At 58.6% G+C, this 19,370-nt stretch carries 18 protein-coding genes; 9 read left to right on the top strand and 9 right to left on the bottom strand.

Annotation, left to right across the window (positions count from 1 at the left end; all coding sequences use genetic code 11):
* Positions 1-46: 46 nt before the first annotated feature.
* Positions 47-2,101: a S9 family peptidase gene (locus HPT27_RS13760; RefSeq protein WP_211197966.1), complete on the bottom strand. Its 2,055-nt coding sequence runs from the start codon at positions 2,099-2,101 to the stop codon at positions 47-49.
* Positions 2,102-2,368: 267 nt separating this feature from the next.
* Between HPT27_RS13760 and HPT27_RS13765 the strand changes: the two genes are divergently transcribed.
* Positions 2,369-4,564, top strand: coding sequence for a M3 family metallopeptidase (locus HPT27_RS13765; protein ID WP_211197967.1), 2,196 nt, complete (start codon positions 2,369-2,371; stop codon positions 4,562-4,564).
* Between the two features lie 95 nt (positions 4,565-4,659).
* On the opposite strand, the gene HPT27_RS13770 is transcribed toward HPT27_RS13765, so the two are convergent.
* On the bottom strand, positions 4,660-7,344 hold the full coding sequence (locus tag HPT27_RS13770) for a polysaccharide deacetylase family protein (protein WP_211197968.1): 2,685 nt from the start codon (positions 7,342-7,344) through the stop codon (positions 4,660-4,662).
* A gap of 230 nt (positions 7,345-7,574) precedes the next feature.
* On the opposite strand from HPT27_RS13770, the gene alaE reads away from it, so the two are divergent.
* Positions 7,575-8,066 carry an L-alanine exporter AlaE gene (gene alaE / locus HPT27_RS13775; protein ID WP_172244459.1) on the top strand — a complete coding sequence of 164 codons (492 nt, stop codon included), beginning with the start codon at positions 7,575-7,577 and terminating at the stop codon, positions 8,064-8,066.
* A gap of 12 nt (positions 8,067-8,078) precedes the next feature.
* On the top strand, positions 8,079-8,777 hold the full coding sequence (locus HPT27_RS13780; RefSeq protein WP_172244461.1) for an aspartate/glutamate racemase family protein: 699 nt from the start codon (positions 8,079-8,081) through the stop codon (positions 8,775-8,777).
* 53 nt (positions 8,778-8,830) lie between these two features.
* On the opposite strand, the gene HPT27_RS13785 is transcribed toward HPT27_RS13780, so the two are convergent.
* The 6 genes from HPT27_RS13785 to HPT27_RS13810 all read right to left on the bottom strand — a co-directional run bounded on the left by HPT27_RS13785 (position 8,831) and on the right by HPT27_RS13810 (position 13,849).
* On the bottom strand, positions 8,831-9,439 hold the full coding sequence (locus HPT27_RS13785; RefSeq protein ID WP_172244463.1) for an IMPACT family protein: 609 nt from the start codon (positions 9,437-9,439) through the stop codon (positions 8,831-8,833).
* Positions 9,440-9,554: 115 nt separating this feature from the next.
* Positions 9,555-10,958 carry a hypothetical protein gene (locus HPT27_RS13790; RefSeq protein ID WP_172244465.1) on the bottom strand — a complete coding sequence of 468 codons (1,404 nt, stop codon included), beginning with the start codon at positions 10,956-10,958 and terminating at the stop codon, positions 9,555-9,557.
* 24 nt (positions 10,959-10,982) lie between these two features.
* The gene (locus HPT27_RS13795; RefSeq protein ID WP_172244467.1) at positions 10,983-11,657 is read right to left on the bottom strand and encodes a hypothetical protein; all 675 of its coding nucleotides are present in this window, start codon (positions 11,655-11,657) and stop codon (positions 10,983-10,985) included.
* Between the two features lie 242 nt (positions 11,658-11,899).
* The gene (locus tag HPT27_RS13800) at positions 11,900-12,427 is read right to left on the bottom strand and encodes a YaeQ family protein (protein ID WP_172244469.1); all 528 of its coding nucleotides are present in this window, start codon (positions 12,425-12,427) and stop codon (positions 11,900-11,902) included.
* 90 nt (positions 12,428-12,517) lie between these two features.
* Positions 12,518-13,291, bottom strand: a complete 774-nt coding sequence (locus HPT27_RS13805; RefSeq protein WP_172244471.1) for a ferredoxin--NADP reductase — start codon at positions 13,289-13,291, stop codon at positions 12,518-12,520.
* Between the two features lie 183 nt (positions 13,292-13,474).
* A complete protein-coding gene (locus tag HPT27_RS13810; RefSeq protein ID WP_172244473.1) occupies positions 13,475-13,849 on the bottom strand; it encodes a zf-TFIIB domain-containing protein in 375 nt (124 codons plus the stop codon).
* Positions 13,850-14,099: 250 nt separating this feature from the next.
* Here HPT27_RS13810 and HPT27_RS13815 point away from each other — a divergent pair, with 250 nt between their 5' ends.
* The 4 genes from HPT27_RS13815 (at position 14,100) to HPT27_RS13830 (ending at position 16,564) form a co-directional block, all read left to right on the top strand.
* Positions 14,100-14,849, top strand: coding sequence for a helix-turn-helix domain-containing protein (locus HPT27_RS13815; protein ID WP_172244475.1), 750 nt, complete (start codon positions 14,100-14,102; stop codon positions 14,847-14,849).
* Positions 14,850-15,055: 206 nt separating this feature from the next.
* Positions 15,056-15,436 (top strand): tRNA-binding protein, encoded by a 381-nt coding sequence (locus HPT27_RS13820; RefSeq protein WP_172244477.1) that lies wholly within the window; start codon positions 15,056-15,058, stop codon positions 15,434-15,436.
* Positions 15,437-15,486: 50 nt separating this feature from the next.
* A complete protein-coding gene (locus tag HPT27_RS13825) occupies positions 15,487-16,251 on the top strand; it encodes an AzlC family ABC transporter permease (protein WP_172244479.1) in 765 nt (254 codons plus the stop codon).
* A gap of 4 nt (positions 16,252-16,255) precedes the next feature.
* Positions 16,256-16,564: an AzlD domain-containing protein gene (locus HPT27_RS13830; protein ID WP_172244481.1), complete on the top strand. Its 309-nt coding sequence runs from the start codon at positions 16,256-16,258 to the stop codon at positions 16,562-16,564.
* Positions 16,565-16,620: 56 nt separating this feature from the next.
* On the opposite strand, the gene HPT27_RS13835 is transcribed toward HPT27_RS13830, so the two are convergent.
* Positions 16,621-17,874 carry a TCR/Tet family MFS transporter gene (locus HPT27_RS13835; protein WP_211197969.1) on the bottom strand — a complete coding sequence of 418 codons (1,254 nt, stop codon included), beginning with the start codon at positions 17,872-17,874 and terminating at the stop codon, positions 16,621-16,623.
* Between the two features lie 288 nt (positions 17,875-18,162).
* On the opposite strand from HPT27_RS13835, the gene HPT27_RS13840 reads away from it, so the two are divergent.
* Together HPT27_RS13840 and HPT27_RS13845 are read left to right on the top strand one after the other, a co-directional pair.
* Positions 18,163-18,768, top strand: a complete 606-nt coding sequence (locus HPT27_RS13840) for an RNA polymerase sigma factor (protein WP_211197970.1) — start codon at positions 18,163-18,165, stop codon at positions 18,766-18,768.
* 54 nt (positions 18,769-18,822) lie between these two features.
* Positions 18,823-19,224, top strand: coding sequence for a hypothetical protein (locus HPT27_RS13845; RefSeq protein ID WP_172244487.1), 402 nt, complete (start codon positions 18,823-18,825; stop codon positions 19,222-19,224).
* The last annotated feature ends 146 nt before the right edge of the window (positions 19,225-19,370 follow it).

Genomic DNA, 19,370 nt, shown 5'->3' on the forward strand with positions numbered 1-19,370 from the left:
CTTGTCATGATCCGGTGTTTTGCCATGATCAGATATCGTGCCGTGATCAGTTGCTCGCTGGCGCCGACTCAGGCGCAGCCGATTCGGACGTCGCGGATTCAGCGGCAGCGGGCTCCGTAGTGGCGGATGCCGGCGCTGCAGGCACAACCGGCCCCTGCCCTTTCAAATACGTGTCCAGGAACAACAGATAGGAATCAGAGGCCCGGATACGATTGTTCTTTTTGACGAAGCCATGGCCTTCGTCCGGGAACAGCACGTACTCGACCGGGACATTGTTGGCGCGAATGGCCGCGACCATCTCGTCACTTTCCGCCTGCAGCACCCGCGGGTCGTTGGCGCCCTGAATGACCAGTACCGGCTTCTTGATGTTGTCGGCATGGAACAGCGGCGAAATGCGCCGCAGGCGTTCCTTGTCCTTGGCCGGATCGCCCATTTCTGCGTACAGCGAATCACGGAAGCTGGCCCACCACGGCGGAATCGATTCCAGGGTCCGGACCCAGTTGGTGACACCGAAAATGTCGATACCAACCGCGAACTCGTCGGTATAAGTCATGGCCGCCATGGTCAGGTAACCGCCATAACTGCCGCCCATCACGGCAATGCGGTCGCCATCGACCCACGGCAGCGACTGCAGGTATTTCTTGGCCGCAACGATGTCTTCCAGATCTTTCTCGCCGTGCTTCTTGTCATCCAGATGATAAAAGGTCTTGCCATAACCGCTAGAGCCGCGATTGTTGACACCAATGACCGCGTAACCGTGATTGACCAGATGCTGGATGGTCGGGTTGTAACCTTTGCGAGTCTGGCCACCGGGACCGCCGTGGATGTAAACAATCGCCGGTACTTTGCTGTCGGCATTGGCAGTTTGCGGCCTGAACAGCAGCGCCGGAATTTCCAGATTGTCGGTGCTCGGATAACGCACCACATCGCTCTTGACCAGATCCAGCTCGGCTACCTCTTTCGGCAAGGCCTGCGTCAGCTGTTGCGGCGCCTTGCCATCCATGTTGTAGACATACAGATTGGACGGCGAGGTGTCGGAGTTGACGTAGAACACCATCCGCTTGCTGTCTTTGCTGAAGCTGATGCTGCGCAGATCGCCCTTCGGCATTTCTGGCAGTGGCAACGCCTTGTTGGTCACGGTGTCCAGAATGCGGACTTCGGTGGAGCCATCGGCATTGATGCCGCTGATCATGTAGCGGCCGTCATCCGAAAAATAAACGAACGAGACATCCCATTCGGCATTGATCAGCGTGTCGCGTTTGCCACCCGCCATGTTGTAACGGATCGCCTGGGCAAATTCGCCGTTGGCGTCGGTGGTGTAAATCAGGCCAAAGTTATCCGGGGTAAAGGTCGCCGCGCTGTACTGGACAAAACCTTCATGCGGCGTAAGGTGCAGCAACTTTTTGTCCTTGCTGCTCAGATCAACCACAAAAATATCGCTGTCGGCGTTGTTGTTGCTGCGGTTCAAGGCCAGCCAGCGACCGTCGCCACTGAGCGCTTCCGGTTGCATGCCGGCATCGTTCTTGTAGACCATCTCCCGGCGATAGTTTGCGCTGTCGTATTTGTAGACATCAAAAAATTTGGCATCGCGCTCATTGGTCATGACGTAGAAGGACTTGCCGTCCTTGCTGAACCGGATGAACTGCGCCTTCAGTTTGTCGCCGGGGGTCAGATCCGTGATGGAGCCATCCAGCGCGCGAACAAACAGATGGTCCAGCTCGTTGCCACCTTTGTCGCCGCTGTAGAGCACGCGATCATCGGCCGGGAAAAAACTTTCGGCAAACAGCGCGTCGTCTTTCGAATCGGTCAGTGCGGTCTTTTCGCCGCTGGCCAGGGCAACGCGATAGACATTGAAAACGCCCGACTCGTCAGAATGCAACAGCACGGCGTCACCGGCAGCATTGATGGAGCTACCGCCATAGCTGACCGTTTCATAGAGCATCGCGGCGCTGTATTGTTTTATTTCCCGCGCTTTGGCGCTGGCTTGCGCGACCGGCGTGGTGGTTTCCGGCGCCGGCTCATCACCCCGTTCGCAGCCGACCAGGCCAAGCGCGGTCAGGGTCATCACGGTTGCCAGCAATTTATTCAAATTTTTCTTCACGCCTGATTCCTCTCCATTCTCAGGTAGCCGTGAAACTTACCATAAAAAATCCGCGCAATAGCCGAAATGGCGGGCCGCCGGCACTCGGCCGGGTAAGCCGGGCCGCTGAAACGCCTTGTAACGGTTTTGCCGGCTGGCAGCAGCGACAGGGCCGGCTACCATCCCCGGTCTCGCCCGGCGGAGGGATTCGCTGGCTATTGATCGTCCGGTAAGGCGGCAGGATTGCCCCGCCCTTTGCACCGGCACTGCCATCCGAGGTTTGTCGCGATGCAGAAAACCCGTACCTCACCGAAAAACGCCCTGATTGCCAGAACGCTGGTTACTGCCACTCTCGTTGCCACACTGGGCACCAGCATCAGCCATGCCGACGAGACCACCACCCCGACGGGGTCGCCGGCGATGCTGGCCGCATGGACCGGCCCCTACGGTGGCGTCCCGGCCTGGGACAAGGTCAAGCCGGAGGACTTCGGCGCCGCGTTTACCGCCGCCATGGCCGACTCACGCGCCCGGGTCGCCAAAATCGCCAGCAATCCCGACGCACCCACCTTCGCCAACACCATCATCGAACTGGAACGCTCCGGCCGACTGCTGGATCAGGTCTACACCTATTACGGCGTGCATTCGAGCACGCTGAATCTCGGCGAGATGCCGAACATCCAGCGCGATCTGGCGCCCAAGCTGGCCGCGTTCAATGATGAAATCAATCAGAACGAACCGCTGTTCAAGCGCGTTGAGGCGGTTTACAACAGCCCGGACAAAGCCAAGCTGACGCCGGAAGAACAGCGTCTGGTCTGGACCTATTACAACGGTTTTGTCCGCTCCGGCGCGACGCTGAATGCAGAACAAAAAGCCCGCATCACCGAGATCAACGGTCGGCTGGCAACCTTGTTCAACAACTTCAGTCAGAATCTGCTCGACGACGAAAGCAATCTGTTCACCGTGGTCGAAAACGAATCGGATCTGGCCGGCCTGCCAGCTGATTTGATCGCCGCCGCCGCCAGCAATGCCGAAGCACGCAGCCTCAAAGGCAAATGGGTCATCAACAACACCCGTTCCTCGATGGAACCGGTGCTGGTCAATGCCAGCAATCGCGCCCTGCGGGAAAAAGTCTGGCGCACCTATTTCAGCCGTGGCGACAACGGTGGCAAAACTGACAATAACTCCATCATCACGGAAATTCTGAAGCTGCGTTTTGAGCGGGCCCAGTTGCTCGGTTACAAAACCCACGCCCACTGGCGCGTCGAACCGCAAATGGCCGGCACACCCGAGCGCGCAATGGCCTTGATGGAATCGGTCTGGACACCAGCCGCCGCGCAAGTGAAAGCCGATGTCGCGGCCATGCAAGCCATCGCCGACAAGGAAGAAGCCTGGATCAAGATTGCGCCGTGGGACTATCGCTACTACGCCGAGAAACTGCGCAAAGAAAAATACGATCTGGACATGAACGAAGTGAAACCCTATATGCAGCTCGACAAACTGCGTGAAGGCATGTTCTGGGCCGCCGGTCAGCTTTATGGTCTGAAATTCAAGCTGGTCAAAGGCCTGCCGGTGCAACACCCGGATGTCACCGTTTACGAAGTGACCAATGCCAAGGGCAAACACGTCGGCCTGTGGTATTTCGACCCGTACGCACGGCCGGGCAAACGTTCCGGTGCCTGGATGAATGCCTACCGCGGTCAGGAAAAGCTCGATGGCAACGTGACGCCAATCGTCTCGAACAACTCCAACTTCGTGAAAGGCCAGCCGGGTGAACCGGTGCTGATCTCCTGGGACGATGCGGAAACCATGTTCCATGAATTTGGCCACGCCCTGCATGGTATGCTGTCGGATGTGAAATACCCAAGTCTGGCCGGCACTTCCGTCGCGCGTGACTTTGTCGAATTCCCGTCGCAGATCAACGAGCACTGGCTGTCGACGCCGGAAGTGCTGAACAAATTTGCCTTGCACTACCAAACCGGCAAACCGATTCCGAAAGCACTGGTCGACAAGATCGAGGCGGCAGAAACCTTCAATGAAGGCTTCAAGACCATGGAATACCTCGCTTCGGCCGTCATCGACATGAAACTGCATCTGGCCGGTGGCGAGACCATTGATCCGGACAAGTTCGAACGTGAAGAACTGCAGAAGCTCGGCATGCCGGCAGAAATCGTCATGCGCCACCGCACGCCGCAATTCGGCCACGTGTTCTCGTCCGATGGCTATTCGGCCGGCTATTACTCCTACCTGTGGTCAGATTCACTGACCGCCGATGCCTGGGAAGCCTTCGGCGAAGGCAAAGGCCCGTGGGACAAATCCGTAGCCGAACGCTTCCGCAAGACCATCCTGTCTGCCGGCAACACCAAGGACCAAGCGGAAGAATTCCGCGAATTCCGCGGCCGCGATGTCCAAACCGATGCCTTGATGCGCAAGCGCGGCTTTTTGCCGAAAGCAGGCGGCAGCAGCGGTAAAAAAGCGGGTCAGTAACACACTCGGCTGGCGATGATGTCACTTGGCCTCATCGCCATGAGCAAAAAAAGGGCACGGATAACGTGCCCTTTTTTCCAACAGAGAAAGCCAACTCAGAGCTTCGCCAACTCTGCTCTGACATAGTCAGCGCCAACACCAGTTGGCGCCAGTTCCAAGTATGTGTTGAACGCCTGCTTGGCCTGGTCGATTTGTCCCAGCTTGACCTTCACATCACCGAGGTTGCGATAGGCAACGGAACGTGACGGATCAATTTGCAGTGTTTTCTCATACCAGCGCACCGCCTCCTGATACTTTCCTTGCTGAAAGTAGATGTAACCCAGGTTGTTGGCGGCCAGAGCAAAATCAGGCCGGTATTTCAGCGCTTCGGTAAACTGCGCTTCGGCAGCCGCATATTGCTGTTCCCGGTACAGCTGCAATCCCTTGTCATTGGCACGCTGCGCCAACTGCCGCATGGACGAGCTGACCGCTTTCGGCAACTTGAGCTCCTGCGCCTTGCCCTGCAGATCCAGCACTTTGACTGGCGCCGTCGCGCTCAGCTGACTTGCAGCATCAAGCTGCTTGTTCATCGCGATTTCGTCACGTTGTAATTGCTCAGTCTGTGGATTCAGAAACTCAGATTCGCCACTCAATTCAAAAATGAATTCGCCGCCTTCCGATCCAGGTAAGCTGCCAAATGCCGGCGTCTGCTGTGAGATGCTGGATACGGCTGGCGCAAGATAGGCCGCCAATTCGGTTGCCGTGATCAGCGAGTCACCGTTCAAATCCCCCTTACCCGTCAACGCCTGCAGCAACGCCCATGTGAAGACCGAATGACCATTCGGACCGCCGTCAGCAACTAGCTGATCCGCGCCACCAGCGGTCAGCATCTGACGGCCCAGTCGGCGCGAATTTTCCTTTAGATAGCTACCCGAACCGGCTCCGCGCGTGAGGCCAAGGCCGCTGTAGCAGGCATCCATAACAAACAGCACATGCTTGGCCGTCAGGCTTTCGGCGATATTTTGAATGTCGCTCATGGCAATTGCATCGCTGGCAAAAGTTGCAGGATCGGAATCGACCGGAACGATGTAGCCGAGTTCGCGACCCGAGCTCAGCTTGCGAGTGGCGCCGTGACCAGCAAAGAATACAAAAAGGCGATCATTGCTCTTGACCCCATCATGGGCCAAACGCTCATGAAACAATGACAGAATGGCATTGCGCGTCGCCGCTTCGTTCTGCAAAACCAGAACGCGCTCACTGGTGAAACCGTGTTGTTCGATCAGGGTGGTGCGGACGGCTTCAGCATCACGGGCGGCATATTGCAGCTTGGGCCACTTGTCGTAGTTGTCGATACCAATCACGATGGCCCAAGAGTCGCCGTATTCGGTGCTCATGGCCAGCTTGCCAACTGGAAGTTCGGCTTCCTTCGGTACGGTGAAGTCCTTGCCATCCCAGCCGGCAAAGCGATACCCCTCTGCCACCAGGCGGTCCAGCACCTTGGGCAAGGCTTTTACGGTTCGGTCATGAATGTCGTGAAACAGGATGATGCCACGACCCTCTTGATCCACAAGTCGCAATACCCGATCCGCAATCGACGTGGGGACCGGATCGGCCCAATCGAGCGAATCGATATTCCACATCACCGAAATCAGGTTTGCCTGTGACAACGCAGTCAAACCTTCATCATTGTTGGCGCCATAAGGAAATCGGAACAGGCTGGAGCGTTTGCCGTCAACCGACTTCAGAACGGCATCAGCCATAGTGATTTCCGATTTCAGTGATTCACCCGTTTCTTTTGACAGTTGAGCATGACTATAGGTGTGGTTGGCCAGCGTAAAACCCTCGCCAGCTAGCTGACGGCTTATTTCCGCCCGCTTCGACAGCGTGACGATACCGTCCTTGTCGACGGTGCCAAGATTCTTGCCTACGTGGAAGAACACTGCCGGCGCGTTGTAGCGCTTCAAAATGGCGGCAATTTCACTGGTATAGCTCGCGTGCGGGCCATCATCAAAGCTCAGAACCACCGTCTTCTCAGGCAATGTGCGGCCAAAAATGGATTTCTGTTGCACCCGCTCGCGTTCCGCCGGTGTTGGATACGGCATGATGTGGCCGTACTGCTTCAAAATGTCGTCCCGAGACAGTCGCGCTTTCAGCTGCGCAAGATACTCTTGCCACCGCTCCCGCCGCAGTACAATGGCGCGCGTTTCGAAGCGACTGAATATCTGTTTGATCTCCTTGTCATACAAGCGCTCGATTTCGTTCAGGGCATCAAGATCCTCGACAATGCGCTTGTGCAACTTGATGGCCGGCAAGGTGCCACTCTTGGTACTGCTCGATTCAAGCGCAAGCAGCCATTCTCGAAATGCCAGGCGGTCAGCATCAAACAGATCATCAGCCGACTCGACATAGACCAGCAAATCGTCCAGGGCAGCAAACCAATTGGTATTGCTCGCGTCGGCAAGCGTCGCCGTCTGCGCGAGCAGCGCCTGTAACCGAGCTTGATTTTCATGAAAGATGTACTGGCCGACCTGATTGATGACGTCCTGCTCTGCGGCATCACGGCCGGGCTCGGCAAATAGCACGATCAACTGCCGATGTGCCAGGACCAGTTCCTGCAACCCCGAACGCAGCGTCGTGCTATCAACCGCCACGGCATTCGCGGCTGCAGTGTTTTCTGGTGTGGCCTGCGGCGAAGACGCCACCACATCCGCTTTCTCGGCCGAGGTTTCCGATTGCTGGCAAGCGCACAGCAGGCAAGCCAGCAACATGCCGCCAGCAACAACAAATGAACGACAAACCATCTACCACTTTCCTTGACCAAACAGCATGTTGGCGATACCCGATTCGCAGCACCGATATAGCCATGGTGGATCGTCATGGCGCATGCCAAGCCGGCAACCCCTCACGATAACTGCAACTGGCTGGTCGGTTGAGCTGCCATAACCGCCGGGGTTCGGGTAGAATGCGCGCCATCGGCCACCCTTGCGGTGGCCGTTGCTTTTCCTGGGTAGCATACGTCTGGACGTCCACAGTGTCGATTGAAAACCCCACCGCCAAGACCTCCTCGCTCCCTGCCCGCGAGCGTTTGAAAGAGTTCTGGGTTGATGTGTTCGTGATGAACACGTTTTCCTATGCGGTGGCGGCGCCGCTGGAGCTGATCGTCGCCGACATGAGTTGGCAGGCGCATTTAAAAGTGCGCTTGATGGGCTTGCTGATCAATTCGCTGATCGGCCGGCCTTATGGCGTATGGCGGGAATATGTCGTGCAGCGGACCGGCATGAACGAAGCCAGCAGCGCGCTGAAGCGCTACTGGGTCGACTCGCTGGTATTCCTGTCGTTCCAGTTGCCGGTGTACGTGACCATCATGGCGCTCGGTGGCGCAGATCTGGCCGGTATTTTGAAAGCCGCCGGCACCGCCAGCCTGTTGGCGGGATTCCTCGGCCGCCCTTACGGCATCTACCTCGACTTTGTTCGCTCGCTGTTCGGTTTGAAACCGATGACGGCGAGCAGCACCCCGGCTTGAACGGAGCACAGCATGGCCCTGATCACGAATTCGGTTGTCGATTCCAAACTGGTGGTTGGCGTCATTGCCGGCACGCCAATTGATACCCGCTTTGGCGTCAATTATCTCGATGCCCATCAGATCAAGGCTTATGGCCGCTCCATTTCGGAAACCCCGCAGCAGCAAACCGAATTGCAGGCACTGGACCGCAACCAACTGACCGAGCGGACCTTGCTGGTCATCGAGGAGCTGCAGCGCGCCGGTGCCAACGCCATCATGATTTACTGCAACTCGCTGAGCGGCGCCATTGATCTGGACCGCGTGCGCAAGCAGATTACCGTTCCGCTGGTGTCACCGCTCGATGTCTACAAAGAGCTGATCGGCAAATACCGCAAGTTTGGTTTGCTGGCGGCCAACTGCCAGAGCTGCGCCAACATTGAGCGGCTGATTATCGAAGGCGACAGCCAGGCCAAGGTGATCGGCGTCGGTAATTTGCAGATTGTTGAAGACATCGAGAAAGGTTATTCGCCGAAAGCCATCATCCGCGATCATGCGTTGGTCGAAATCGGCTCCAGCCTGCGCATGAGCGGCGTCGAGATTCTGATCCTCGCCTGCACCCACTTTGAATATTTCTACGAAGATCTAAAGGGTCGGGTCTGTCTGGAAATTTTTGAACCGTCCGAGAAAATGGTCGAGCGGCTACAGCAGATGCTGCCGGCCGCTGCCGCCTGAATCGGTTCATTAATCAATCCGATTTACCATTCAGGTTCACCAATCAAACCAATTCAGGCCTGCAGATCCCGCCAGATCGCCTGCCCTTTGCTGAGGCTGTCCAACACCGCGCGGAATTCATCGCGATGGGTGATCGGCAATTGAATCTGCAGGTTCACACGCTCGCCATAGTGTTGGCTGAGCACGTTGGCGCCAATCCGGGCAAGCTCCCGCCTAACCGAAGCCTCAAGCGCAAAGGCAAACGAAATTTCAGCGCTGCAGCTCGCTACCAGCGCCAGTGTCGGCAACAATGCCAAGGCATCTTTCAGGGCTTGGCTATAAGCGCGCACCAAACCACCACTGCCGAGCAAGGTGCCACCGTAATAGCGGCTCACCACCACAACCACTTCCGCCAATTCGCTATGTTGCAAAAGATTCAGCAGCGGCCGCCCTGCAGTACCCACCACCTCGCCATCATCCGAACAGGCAACATCTGCGGTGTTGCCGGGCATGCCGGCGATGTAGGCAAATGCATTGTGGGTCGCGTCGGCAAATTCGGCGCGCACACTGGCAATCACTTGCTCGGCCTCGCTGCGTGAGCCAGCCCGCGCGACGGTCGCAATAAACCGGCTGCGCTTGACTTCAATTTCATGGCGCAAGGTGGCAGCAGGAACGCGATTCACTTGGCAAATCCGGAGACGGCGGCAACGGCTGGCGATTCTGCGCCGACCATCTCAACGCTGCAAGCCGTTACCGCCTCTGGCTGTTACCGTCGCTCGCCGTTAAAGTCCCAGGCTGTTAGGGTTTCTGGCCGGTACCACTTTTGGTCGCCGTTTCACCGGTGCCGGCGGGTGCAGGCAACCCGTGTTGCAGGACCTGTTTCAGCCATGCGCCAAATTCAGCTTCGATGGTCGACATCGGTTTGCCCAGCACCTGTTCCACCCGTTTCAGCGCATCCTGATGCGGATTGTCGGCCAGCGCATCGAGATCACGGTCGCGAAAACTGCGATAGACGTCAGTCAGTTTGCCCTGCTCTTGCAGATACAGAATGAAATAGCGGTTGGCCGCCATTTGCACCGCGAGCTCGCGATTGGACTGACCGTCCTGCCAGCGGTCACGCTCCAGCTCCTGCACATCAAACGGAAACCAGTCGGAACTGATGACCTTGGCTACCGGAGGAATGTCGCGGGAAAAGCGTTTCAGCAATTCGCCGCGCCAATTGACCAAGCCGAACAGCTCCTGCTGGCGAAACGTCGAGACTTCATACAGCGAGGCAATCCCCTCGTCCAGCCATTGCGGAATGTCGCCGAAGCCGTTGCGCACACTCAAATGAAACAGCTCGTGAAACAGGGTTCCAGTATTGACTCCGGTCACCATTGCCACGGCCGATTGATCATTGCGATAGGTGTAGCCAATGGTATTGGGATTGACCGCCAAACCGTGCAGGCGCTCGGCCAATTGTTGCAGCTCGGCAACGGTTGGCACCAGATAGACACTGACCACACTGGTCGGTGCCGTGATGGCATAACGCTGTTGCAAAAAGGCGAAATAGCGATCCAGTTTTGTTGCCAGTTGCTCCAGCTCGCTGACGCTATGTCCGGCGTGGCTTGCAAGCACAAAGCGACCATAGCCATGCACGGTGAACTCGGGCACCAAACTGCTGATCTTGGCCTTTGCTTCCGGTAACTGCTGTGGCGTGAACAAGCGTGCCGAGAACTCGGCTTCTGCAATTTCGCGCACATGCCTCGCCGGATAGGCAAACAAGGAGTTCTCCGAACCCAGGTCGTAATACATCTTGCCTTGCCCGGAAGCGCCCGCCACCAGCACGGCATGAATGGCGCCAGCAACAGCGAGACGTTCACCTGACAAACCCGCTTGCTGGCACTTTTGCAGTTCGGTCTGCACCTGCTGTCGACTGCTATCATCCAGCGCGTAGTTATACAGCGTGAAATTCAGCACCCGCAGCCCCCACTCCTGCCGTGCCGGTAAACGACAGGCACTGGTGCCGAGCATGTAGTCCACTTCGGCGGTGCGACCAAAGGCTTGTTTGCGAAATTCCAGCAGCGCCGTCAATGCCGCCGCGTAATCACCGGCGACCCACTTTTCTTTGCCGGTTTGATACGAAGATTCGGCAAAACCCGGCGGAACATAGGCCATCAACAACCAGAGCAGGCTTGACAGCAAAACGCGAGTGGCAGCCATGATCTGCCCTCCGTAACAAACGCCTCAGGGCGAAGCGTTGGCAGCAGGTGCCGGGTGGGTCTCGCATTCCGGACCGGGAAACAGCGCACAATTTTCCGCTTTGAGTTGCGCGGCCGACGCCAACGGGATTGGCGCCGCCGTGCTTGGTGCGGCAACTGACGGGGACAGATAAACCGGCACATCGCGAACATCAAAGCTGAACGGGATCACCAGCGTGATCGCCATCAGCAATGTGCCAAGGCTGGCCAGAATCAAACCGGGCGAACTGCTGGTGATGGCGCCCTTGAAACCATTGCCTTCGACGTTGAGGCTGGTACCCGCCTCGCGCAATTTGCCGAGCACGAAAATGGCGCCGACCAATGCCAGGATCATGCCGGTCAGAAAACCCAGATAACGGGTCCAGGCGCGCAACATCAACGTGACATTGACTTGCTGGTAGCGGTGCTCGATCACTTTTTGCTCAAGTGCCACCAGCGTTTGCCATTGCGCTTGCGCAACCGCGACCGCGTCGGTTGCAGCCGGCGCATAGACAATGCTGTCACCGGAGCGTATTCGCACTTCCTGGTATAACGAGAACAACAGCACGACGCTGACAATCAGAAAGAACGCTGCCATCAGCGCAATGCTGCCTGCCATGAACGGCAGCAGCTTGCGTTGCCAGGCTTGTTCATCACGAGCGGCGGCTGCGGTGGCATCCATGACCATACGGACCTCCACAACCGGGGAATTTGTTTGATACGGCTTGGTCAGTATAGTCCGTTCTTGCGTGGTAACGCGGCCAGTGGCCTTCTGGCCGAATCAGTGCCGGTCATTCGGCTGTTACCGGTGCAGCAACGTCGGCTTGTTCAAGCGATGGCGGCTAGCGGCGCTACTGTTCAAGCCTTCTGCACCGCGCGATCTCGACTGGCACAGCAGGCCTGAGACAACGCGGCACATTCGCCTTATTCGAATCGGACGGTCAGATGCTGGCTGTCGTCGCCGATGCCGATCTCGCCGTCCTGTATCGTGCACTGCAGGCTCATGTTGCGCTGAGCCAGTTTGCCAAGCGCTTCGACGGTTTCGTTGTTCAGGGCACGCACGGTGACGTTGTCGAGCTTGCTCAGCGCATCCTGCATCTGGCTGCGCCAAACCGCCGCGCTGCGACTGTTGTAGGTGATGATCACCACCTGCTGGGCCCTGCCGGCAGCCTTGCGCAGACGCTTTTCGTCCGGTTGGCCAAGCTCAATCCACAGTTCGATTTCATCGCTGAGGCTTTTCTGCCAGAGATCTGGCTCATCTTCGGTACTGATGCCCTTGGTGAACGCCAGGCGCTCATGGGCGTAAACCGCAAACGCCAGCAAGCGCACCATCATCCGCTCATCGGTTTCCGATGGATGCTGGGCAATGGTCAGCATGTGCGTCTCGTAGTAATGCCGATCCATGTCGGCAATCTGTAACTCGGCTTTGAAGATGGTGGCTTTCAGTGCCATGCGGGAACCTGCGTATTCCGATGCCAGAAACAAAACAAGCGCGTCAGTGATGGACCGACGCGCCTGTTGGCGAAACCGATGGCGTGCAGCTTACTTCTCCACGAACGCCCGCTCAATCACATAATGCCCCAGATCACCTTGCCGGGCTTCGGCGAAGCCCATGCCATTCAGAATGGCGCAGGTGTCCTTGAGCATGCTGGGACTGCCGCAAAGCATGACCCGATCGGTATCTACGTTGAACGGCGGCAAGCCGATGTCGCTGGCCAGTTTGCCGCTCTGAATCAAATCCGTCACCCGCCCCTGATTGCGGAACGGCTCACGCGTGACCGTCGGATAGTAAATCAGCTTCTGCTGGACGATTTCGCCGAAGTATTCGTTGTGCGGCAACTCGCGCTCGATGTAATCGGCGTAGGCCAAATCGTTCACGTTGCGGACGCCGTGCACCAGAATCACTTTCTCGAACTGCTCGTACACTTCCGGATCTTTGATGATGCTCATGAACGGCGCCAGACCCGTGCCGGTACTGAGCAGGTACAGATGCTTGCCGGGGATCAGATTGTCGACGATCAGGGTGCCGGTCGGCTTGCTGCCGACCAGCACCAAATCACCGGCTTTGATGTGCTGCAGACGCGAGGTCAATGGCCCGTTCTGCACCTTGATGCTGAAAAATTCCAGATGATCTTCGTAATTGGAGCTGACGATGCTGTAGGCACGCAGCAGTGGTTTGCCATTCACCTCAAGCCCGATCATCACGAAATGGCCGTTGCGAAAACGGAAGCCCTGATCGCGGGTGGTGGTGAAGCTGAACAGGGTATCGTTCCAGTGACGGACATCGAGTACGCGTTCGGTCGCAAAAGAAGCCATGGCAGAGTCGGAAGCAGCAGTAACAACGGGGCGCGAATTCTACCGCGTTTTGTCGCAAAAAGAACCCGCGATAAAGGGTCCGGGGCCAAATCAAATCCAGCGGGAAAACCGCAGAAAAACAGCGGGAATGGTCAGCCCGACCCCGGCCCTGTTCCGCAGCCGGGCTGACGCTACAACCGGGACTCAGGCAGTCAGACGCGAGTACAGCGTCCGCAGCGGAGCCAAAGGACCACGATACTTGTAGGCAGTGAATTCGCCGGCATCAAAGAATTTGCCCTGGCATTGCGGGCAATGCTCGACGGTCAAACCGCTGCCGCCCAACTGCTTGGTCAGCAAGGCGATGTCGTCGCAGCGTGGGCAATCAATATCGTGCTGGCCGTTAAAGATGTTGCCGATGGCAGCCGAGCCCAAATCCAGCATTTCGCTGTCGCGGATGGCGCCGAGCGTGTCCAACTCGCCATTGTCGAACCACAGCCCCTTGCAGCCAGAACAGCGATCAATCTCGACCCCGTGCAGCCGGACACTGTCCATTGCCGCATGACATTTCGGACATTTCATGACGCGCTCCTTTCAGATGAGAAATCATCAACTGGCCGCTAGTCTGACGAAAGAAAGCAAGAAAGAGTTTGATCCAGCGTAAGCGGGCGTGACTGGCGAGATGTTTTGCAACAGCTTGAGCCTGACTGAGGGCTCAGCTTCCCGCTCGGGCTTGTCGCATTGCGTTGTTAAAAAGCCCCTTGGTGAAAGCGCCGGCGCAGCGAAAAGCGGGCAAAAAGACAGCTGAAAAGCGAGCCGTTATAGTGTGGGCATGAAACTGACCGCCGACATCCGCCATTACCGCAAGCTTGGTGCCAGCGACAGCCACGGTTATCACCAGCTGCTGGTCGCTGTCAGCGGCAGCATGGAGCTGGCCATGCAGGGCCGGGAAAATGTCATCACGACCAGCCGCGGCGGCATTGTGCCGGCCGAATGCCGGCATGATTTTGTCGTGACCGGTGACAACCAGAGCCTGGTCATCGATGTCGGCGGCGACCCGCAGGAACTGGCCGAACGCGGCCTGCCCGAACTGGATCGCCTGTTCGACAAGGCCAGCTGGTTTGCCGCCGACCCGGCCTTGCAGCAGCTGGCCCGGTTTGCCGCCCTGGAGCTGCCGCGCCACCCTTCCGACAGCGCCATTGCCCAGCAATTGGCCGTAACCCTGCTGCTGGCCGTCCAGGGCCGGCCCTTGCAGGACGTTGACCGCAGCCCGCTCGACCTCGCCGTCATCGACAGCTACATCGACCAGCATCTGCACGAACCCATCCGGGTCGCTGATCTGGCCCGGCTGGTCCACCGCTCGCCCGGCCACTTTCAGGCGCTGTTCGGGCAGGCGACCGGCCAGAGCGTGCTGCAATACCTGCGCAAACGCCGGGCCGAGCTCGCCATCCGGCTGATTGAAAGTACCGATCGATCACTGGCCGACATTGCCACCGCCACCGGTTTTGCCCACCAGAGCGCGCTGACCCACACCCTGCGCGAACTGACCGGCATCACGCCCGGCCGCTTGCGCCGGCGCTGAGCTCGGCACTGACCACCCAGCGACACGACCGGCCACCTGCACTAACTCCAGCCCCTAATCTGTTGTTTTGGCAAAAACCACTGCGCTTTTTGCAAGACAAGTAAAGAGAGTTGCCGGCATGCTGAGCCGACTTGCCGAGCTGACCCGCTCAGATACAGCGACAAACCCCGCCGCCCGTTTCGGCACCCACCACGTTAGCGACCACCATGAACGAACAACCGCCCTCCGCATCACCACCTTCAGAGCAACGACCGCCCGTCATCAGCTGGGACGATTTTCAACGGGTCGAATTGCGGCTCGGCACGATCATTCACGCTGAACCGAATCCGACGGCAAAAAAACCGGCGTATCGCCTGCAAGTGGATCTCGGCCCGCTCGGCATCAAGACGTCGAGCGCGCAAATCACTGCGCTGTATTCGGCGGCCGATTTGCTCGGTCGGCAGGTGCTCTGCGTGTGCAACTTTCCGCCGAAGCGAGTCGCTGGCGTTACCTCCGAAGTGCTGGTTACTGGCTTCCACGATCACGATGGTCGCGTCGTGCTGTGCTCGGTGGATCACCCGGTGCCAAACGGCACGCCACTGTTGTGATGGGCGCATGAACGAAAAAAAGACAACGCCAGCATGATGAGCCAAACACCATGAACAAAAAGCCCAGTCGCAATCAGCTGCGGTTTATCGCCGGTCTGCAACGCGCATTTCCGCTGTTGTTGCCGCTGCTCGCTTTCGGCATCAGCTTTGGCTTGTATGCCAGACAGGTTGGCTTTGATAGCAGCGCCGCCATGGCCATGTCGATGATCACGTTTGCCGGCGGCGCCCAATTTGCGGCGCTCGGTGCGCTTGCTGCTGGCAGTGGTCTCATCGCCGCGCTGTTGGCCGTCTTGCTGATCAACAGCCGTTATCTGAGCATGGGGCTGACACTGGCAAACAGTTTGCCGGCATCACGCTGGAAACAATTTCTGGCGGGGCAATTGCTGGTCGATGAAACCTGGTTGTTGTCGCGGCGAAAAAACGGCAGGCATCGATTCGAATTTTTTCTTGCCGTCGGTATTGCCGAATGGCTGATCTGGGCCTTGGGCACCCTGCTCGGACTGGCATTCGCCGAACATTTGCCGGCGCCGGAAACCCTGGGGCTGGACATGGCAATTGCCGCGTTTTTTCTGGCCCTGATGGCCGGACAACTGGACCACCCCGACAAACGCGCCGCCGCCATTGGCAGTGCCGCGCTCGCCCTTTTGCTGTTGCCACTGGCACAGCCGGGGTTAGCGTTATTGCTGGCGCCGTTACCGGCGCTGATCTGGCTGTCGCTGCGCCGAAACAATGGGGGGAACCGACAGACACCGCCTCAGCGCAACCTGCCAGCGCAGCAAACGGCAGCGGCACAAGCCATCAAGCAACAGGAATGATGCGATGATTGAAAATAGCTGGTCGGTCGTGGCCGCGGTCACGGCTGCCACGGCAGCCTGCAAAACCAGTGGTTTCTGGTTGCGCGGCCGCGCGTTGCCATTGCCGATTACCCGTGTACTTCCGGTGCTGGCGCCAGCCTTGCTGGCTGCCATGGTCATCAACGCCAGTTTTTCCGGTATTGATGCGCCGGTGCTCGATGCCCGAATCGGCGGCCTGTTCGTCGCGACCCTCGCGCTGCTGCTGCGCTTGCCGCTGTTGGCGGTCATGGCGTTGGCTGCAGGCTCGACGGCGCTGCTGCGAGCGTTCTTTTAATTTGCGGCGAGCGTTTTTGTCAGCGATCACAGCCGCGACTGAAAACGCCGATCACATCACGTTGCCGCGTTTTTTCGCGAGCGGCTGCGGCTCATCGTAACCCGCCAGGCAATCACCACGGCCAGCAACAACAGCATGGCGGCCAACAGGAACGGTGCGCCGGGGAAATGCCAGGCTTTACCGGGTGAAATAGCCGCAGCAAAGGTTTGCGTGAACAGCACCGGGCCAATCATGCCGGTCAAACCCAGCAGACTGCTGTTGGCCCCTTGCAACTGCCCCTGCTCCTGCGGCGTGACATGTTGCGTCATCATGCTTTGCACGGCCGGGCCAAAAAAGCCCATCAAGGCAAATACCGGAATGCCGAGCCAAAACATCCAGCCAACCGGCGACAACGCGTAAATCAGAAAACCGGCGGCACCAAACCAGAGTCCGGTCAACATCGCGCGACGTTCACCGAGCCAAGGAATGACACGACGCACCAGCGCACCTTGCACGATCACGTTGCAGATGCCGACGATCGCCAGCGTGATACCGGTAACGGTCGCGCTCCAGCCGTAACGATAACCGACATACAACACAAAGGTGCTGGGCAAGACGTAATGCGCCAGCAAATACAGAATATTGACGCTCGCCAGACCAAACAATTCCGGATGCGAACGCAGCAGTTTGAGTGAGCCGAGCGGATTGGCTTTGGCCCAGGAAAATTTGCCGCGTTTTTCCGCCGGCAGCGATTCCGGCAGGACAAATAATCCGTACATCGCGTTGATCAAAGTCAGTGCGCCGGCAACCCAGAACGGCAACCGGGTTTCGATACCGCCAAGCACGCCGCCAAGCGCCGGGCCGACGATGAAACCAATGCCCCACGCGGCGCCGAGCATACCGAAACTGGCCGCGCGTTTTTCTGCTGGCGTGACATCGGCAATGTAAGCGCCTGCGGTGGAAAAACTGGCGGCCGTGATTCCGGACATGACCCGGCCGATGAACAACCACAGCAGGCTCGGTGCCAGCGCCATCAACAGGTAATCAAGGCCGAGACCAAAACAGGAAATCAGAATGACCGGGCGCCGGCCAAAGCGATCGGATAGCGCACCGAGCAGCGGCGAAAACAGAAACTGCATCAACGCCCAGGCCATCGAGAAAAAACCGACCATGCGCGCGGCGGCGGCGGTATCTCCGGCCAGAAAATGCTCGACCAGCTTCGGCAAGACCGGGATCACCACGCCCAGCGCCAGCACATCCAGCACCAGGGTAATGAAGATGAAAATGAAGGCAGCGCGTGGCGCCGTGGGCGAAGCAGGCAACAGAGACACAGACACATCCGGGGTGGCGCAAACGGCAGGCGCCATTTCAGCCGGGCCGACCGCCGCAAGCAAGCCCCGGCGGCGGTTCGAGCCATGGTTCTGGCAAAAATAGTGAATCCGGGCTGTCAACGCGACCGCCGGACCGGCGTTAACTGAGCAAAACCCACGTCGCGAGCCCTGCTGATGACCGCCGCTGTTGCCAGCCTGCAGATACCGTTAGACTCTGGCCCACTTGGATATGGGGAACGTCGCAGTACGCAGGGAGCGTACGCGACCCAACCAAACGGCGCGACTCCGGTGCGCCGCGGGCTGACCCGGGACCGTAATGTGCAGAGTGGCGTCGCTCCAGCAGATGCTTTGCAACAACAGCGCCGACAGCTGGACCAGTTTCTGGCCGGCGTGGAACGACGGGCGCTGCGCATTGCCGAATTCTCGGTGCGGAACCGGGACGATGCCCTGGAAATCGTTCAGGACGCCATGATGAAACTGGCGCAGAGCTACGGCCACGTCGCCGCCAGCGACTGGCCGCCGCTGTTCCAGCGCATTCTGCAGAGCCGCATTACCGACCATTTTCGCCGCCAGAAAGTGCGCAACCGCTTGTTCGTCTGGTTCAGCCGCAATGACGACGATGACGACTACGACCCCATCGCCGAGGCGCCGGACGAAACCCTGACCAACCCGCTCGACCGGCTGACGCTGGAGCAAGGCAACAGCGCGCTGGTCGACGCCGTCGGCAAGCTGCCGGAGCGGCAGCGGCAGGCCTTTCTGCTGCGGCATTGGGAAGGCCTGTCGGAAAAGGAAACCGCATTTGCGATGGAATGCAGCGAAGGCTCGGTCAAAACCCATCTGTCGCGCGCCATGCATGCCCTGCGCGCCAGTCTGGTCGAGCATAAATTAAGCTAGTCCGGGACGATGCGTAACGATGACGAAGCACAAGCCAGCAGCGAGAGTCTGATCATGAACAGGCAAGAGCAGGACGAAGCCCTGATCCAGCGCAGCCGGGAGGCACTGAACCACAGTGCCGAGCAACTGGACTATGCCGCCCAACTGAAGCTGCAGCGCGCACGCGCGGCGGCCCTGGCGGCACTGAGCCCGCAGCCGGCCAAAGCGCCCTGGTGGCAACAGAAAATGCTGTGGCTGGCCGCCATGCCGGCGGCACTGGCGATTGTGCTGGCGCTGCCCTTGCTGCTACGCGCGCCGGCGGCGACCGATGCCGAAGGTCTGGCGCAAACCGACAGCGAAACGGCCATCGGTTTTGATGACATGGAGTTGCTGGCCGCCGACGCGGATCTCGATACCCTGAACGACATCGAGTTCTATCAGTGGCTCGCCGAGCACCCGGACGGCAGCGACGCCTGAGCCGTTCGGCGGACGCTTAAGCCATCCAGCGCCGGCATACTGAGACATCCATACAAAAAACGTGGCGCAATGCCACGTTTTTGCCTATACCTAACGCCATCGCAAGGGGCTAAAGCCACCAAGGCGCGCCCCGCCCACCCGACTGG

Origin of the sequence: Permianibacter fluminis (assembly GCF_013179735.1) — a bacterium.
Classification (GTDB): Bacteria; Pseudomonadota; Gammaproteobacteria; order Enterobacterales; family Permianibacteraceae; genus Permianibacter; species Permianibacter fluminis.

What these genes read in the sequence shown, in the direction of transcription:
- HPT27_RS13765 (WP_211197967.1), top strand. Translation starts at nt 2,369, where the DNA reads ATGCAGAAAACCCGTACCTCACCGAAAAACGCCCTGATTGCCAGAACG.
- HPT27_RS13770 (WP_211197968.1), bottom strand. Translation starts at nt 7,344, where the DNA reads ATGGTTTGTCGTTCATTTGTTGTTGCTGGCGGCATGTTGCTGGCTTGC.
- HPT27_RS13780 (WP_172244461.1), top strand. Translation starts at nt 8,079, where the DNA reads ATGGCCCTGATCACGAATTCGGTTGTCGATTCCAAACTGGTGGTTGGC.
- HPT27_RS13790 (WP_172244465.1), bottom strand. Translation starts at nt 10,958, where the DNA reads ATGGCTGCCACTCGCGTTTTGCTGTCAAGCCTGCTCTGGTTGTTGATG.
- HPT27_RS13795 (WP_172244467.1), bottom strand. Translation starts at nt 11,657, where the DNA reads ATGGATGCCACCGCAGCCGCCGCTCGTGATGAACAAGCCTGGCAACGC.
- HPT27_RS13800 (WP_172244469.1), bottom strand. Translation starts at nt 12,427, where the DNA reads ATGGCACTGAAAGCCACCATCTTCAAAGCCGAGTTACAGATTGCCGAC.
- HPT27_RS13805 (WP_172244471.1), bottom strand. Translation starts at nt 13,291, where the DNA reads ATGGCTTCTTTTGCGACCGAACGCGTACTCGATGTCCGTCACTGGAAC.
- HPT27_RS13810 (WP_172244473.1), bottom strand. Translation starts at nt 13,849, where the DNA reads ATGAAATGTCCGAAATGTCATGCGGCAATGGACAGTGTCCGGCTGCAC.
- HPT27_RS13815 (WP_172244475.1), top strand. Translation starts at nt 14,100, where the DNA reads ATGAAACTGACCGCCGACATCCGCCATTACCGCAAGCTTGGTGCCAGC.
- HPT27_RS13820 (WP_172244477.1), top strand. Translation starts at nt 15,056, where the DNA reads ATGAACGAACAACCGCCCTCCGCATCACCACCTTCAGAGCAACGACCG.
- HPT27_RS13825 (WP_172244479.1), top strand. Translation starts at nt 15,487, where the DNA reads ATGAACAAAAAGCCCAGTCGCAATCAGCTGCGGTTTATCGCCGGTCTG.
- HPT27_RS13830 (WP_172244481.1), top strand. Translation starts at nt 16,256, where the DNA reads ATGATTGAAAATAGCTGGTCGGTCGTGGCCGCGGTCACGGCTGCCACG.
- HPT27_RS13845 (WP_172244487.1), top strand. Translation starts at nt 18,823, where the DNA reads ATGAACAGGCAAGAGCAGGACGAAGCCCTGATCCAGCGCAGCCGGGAG.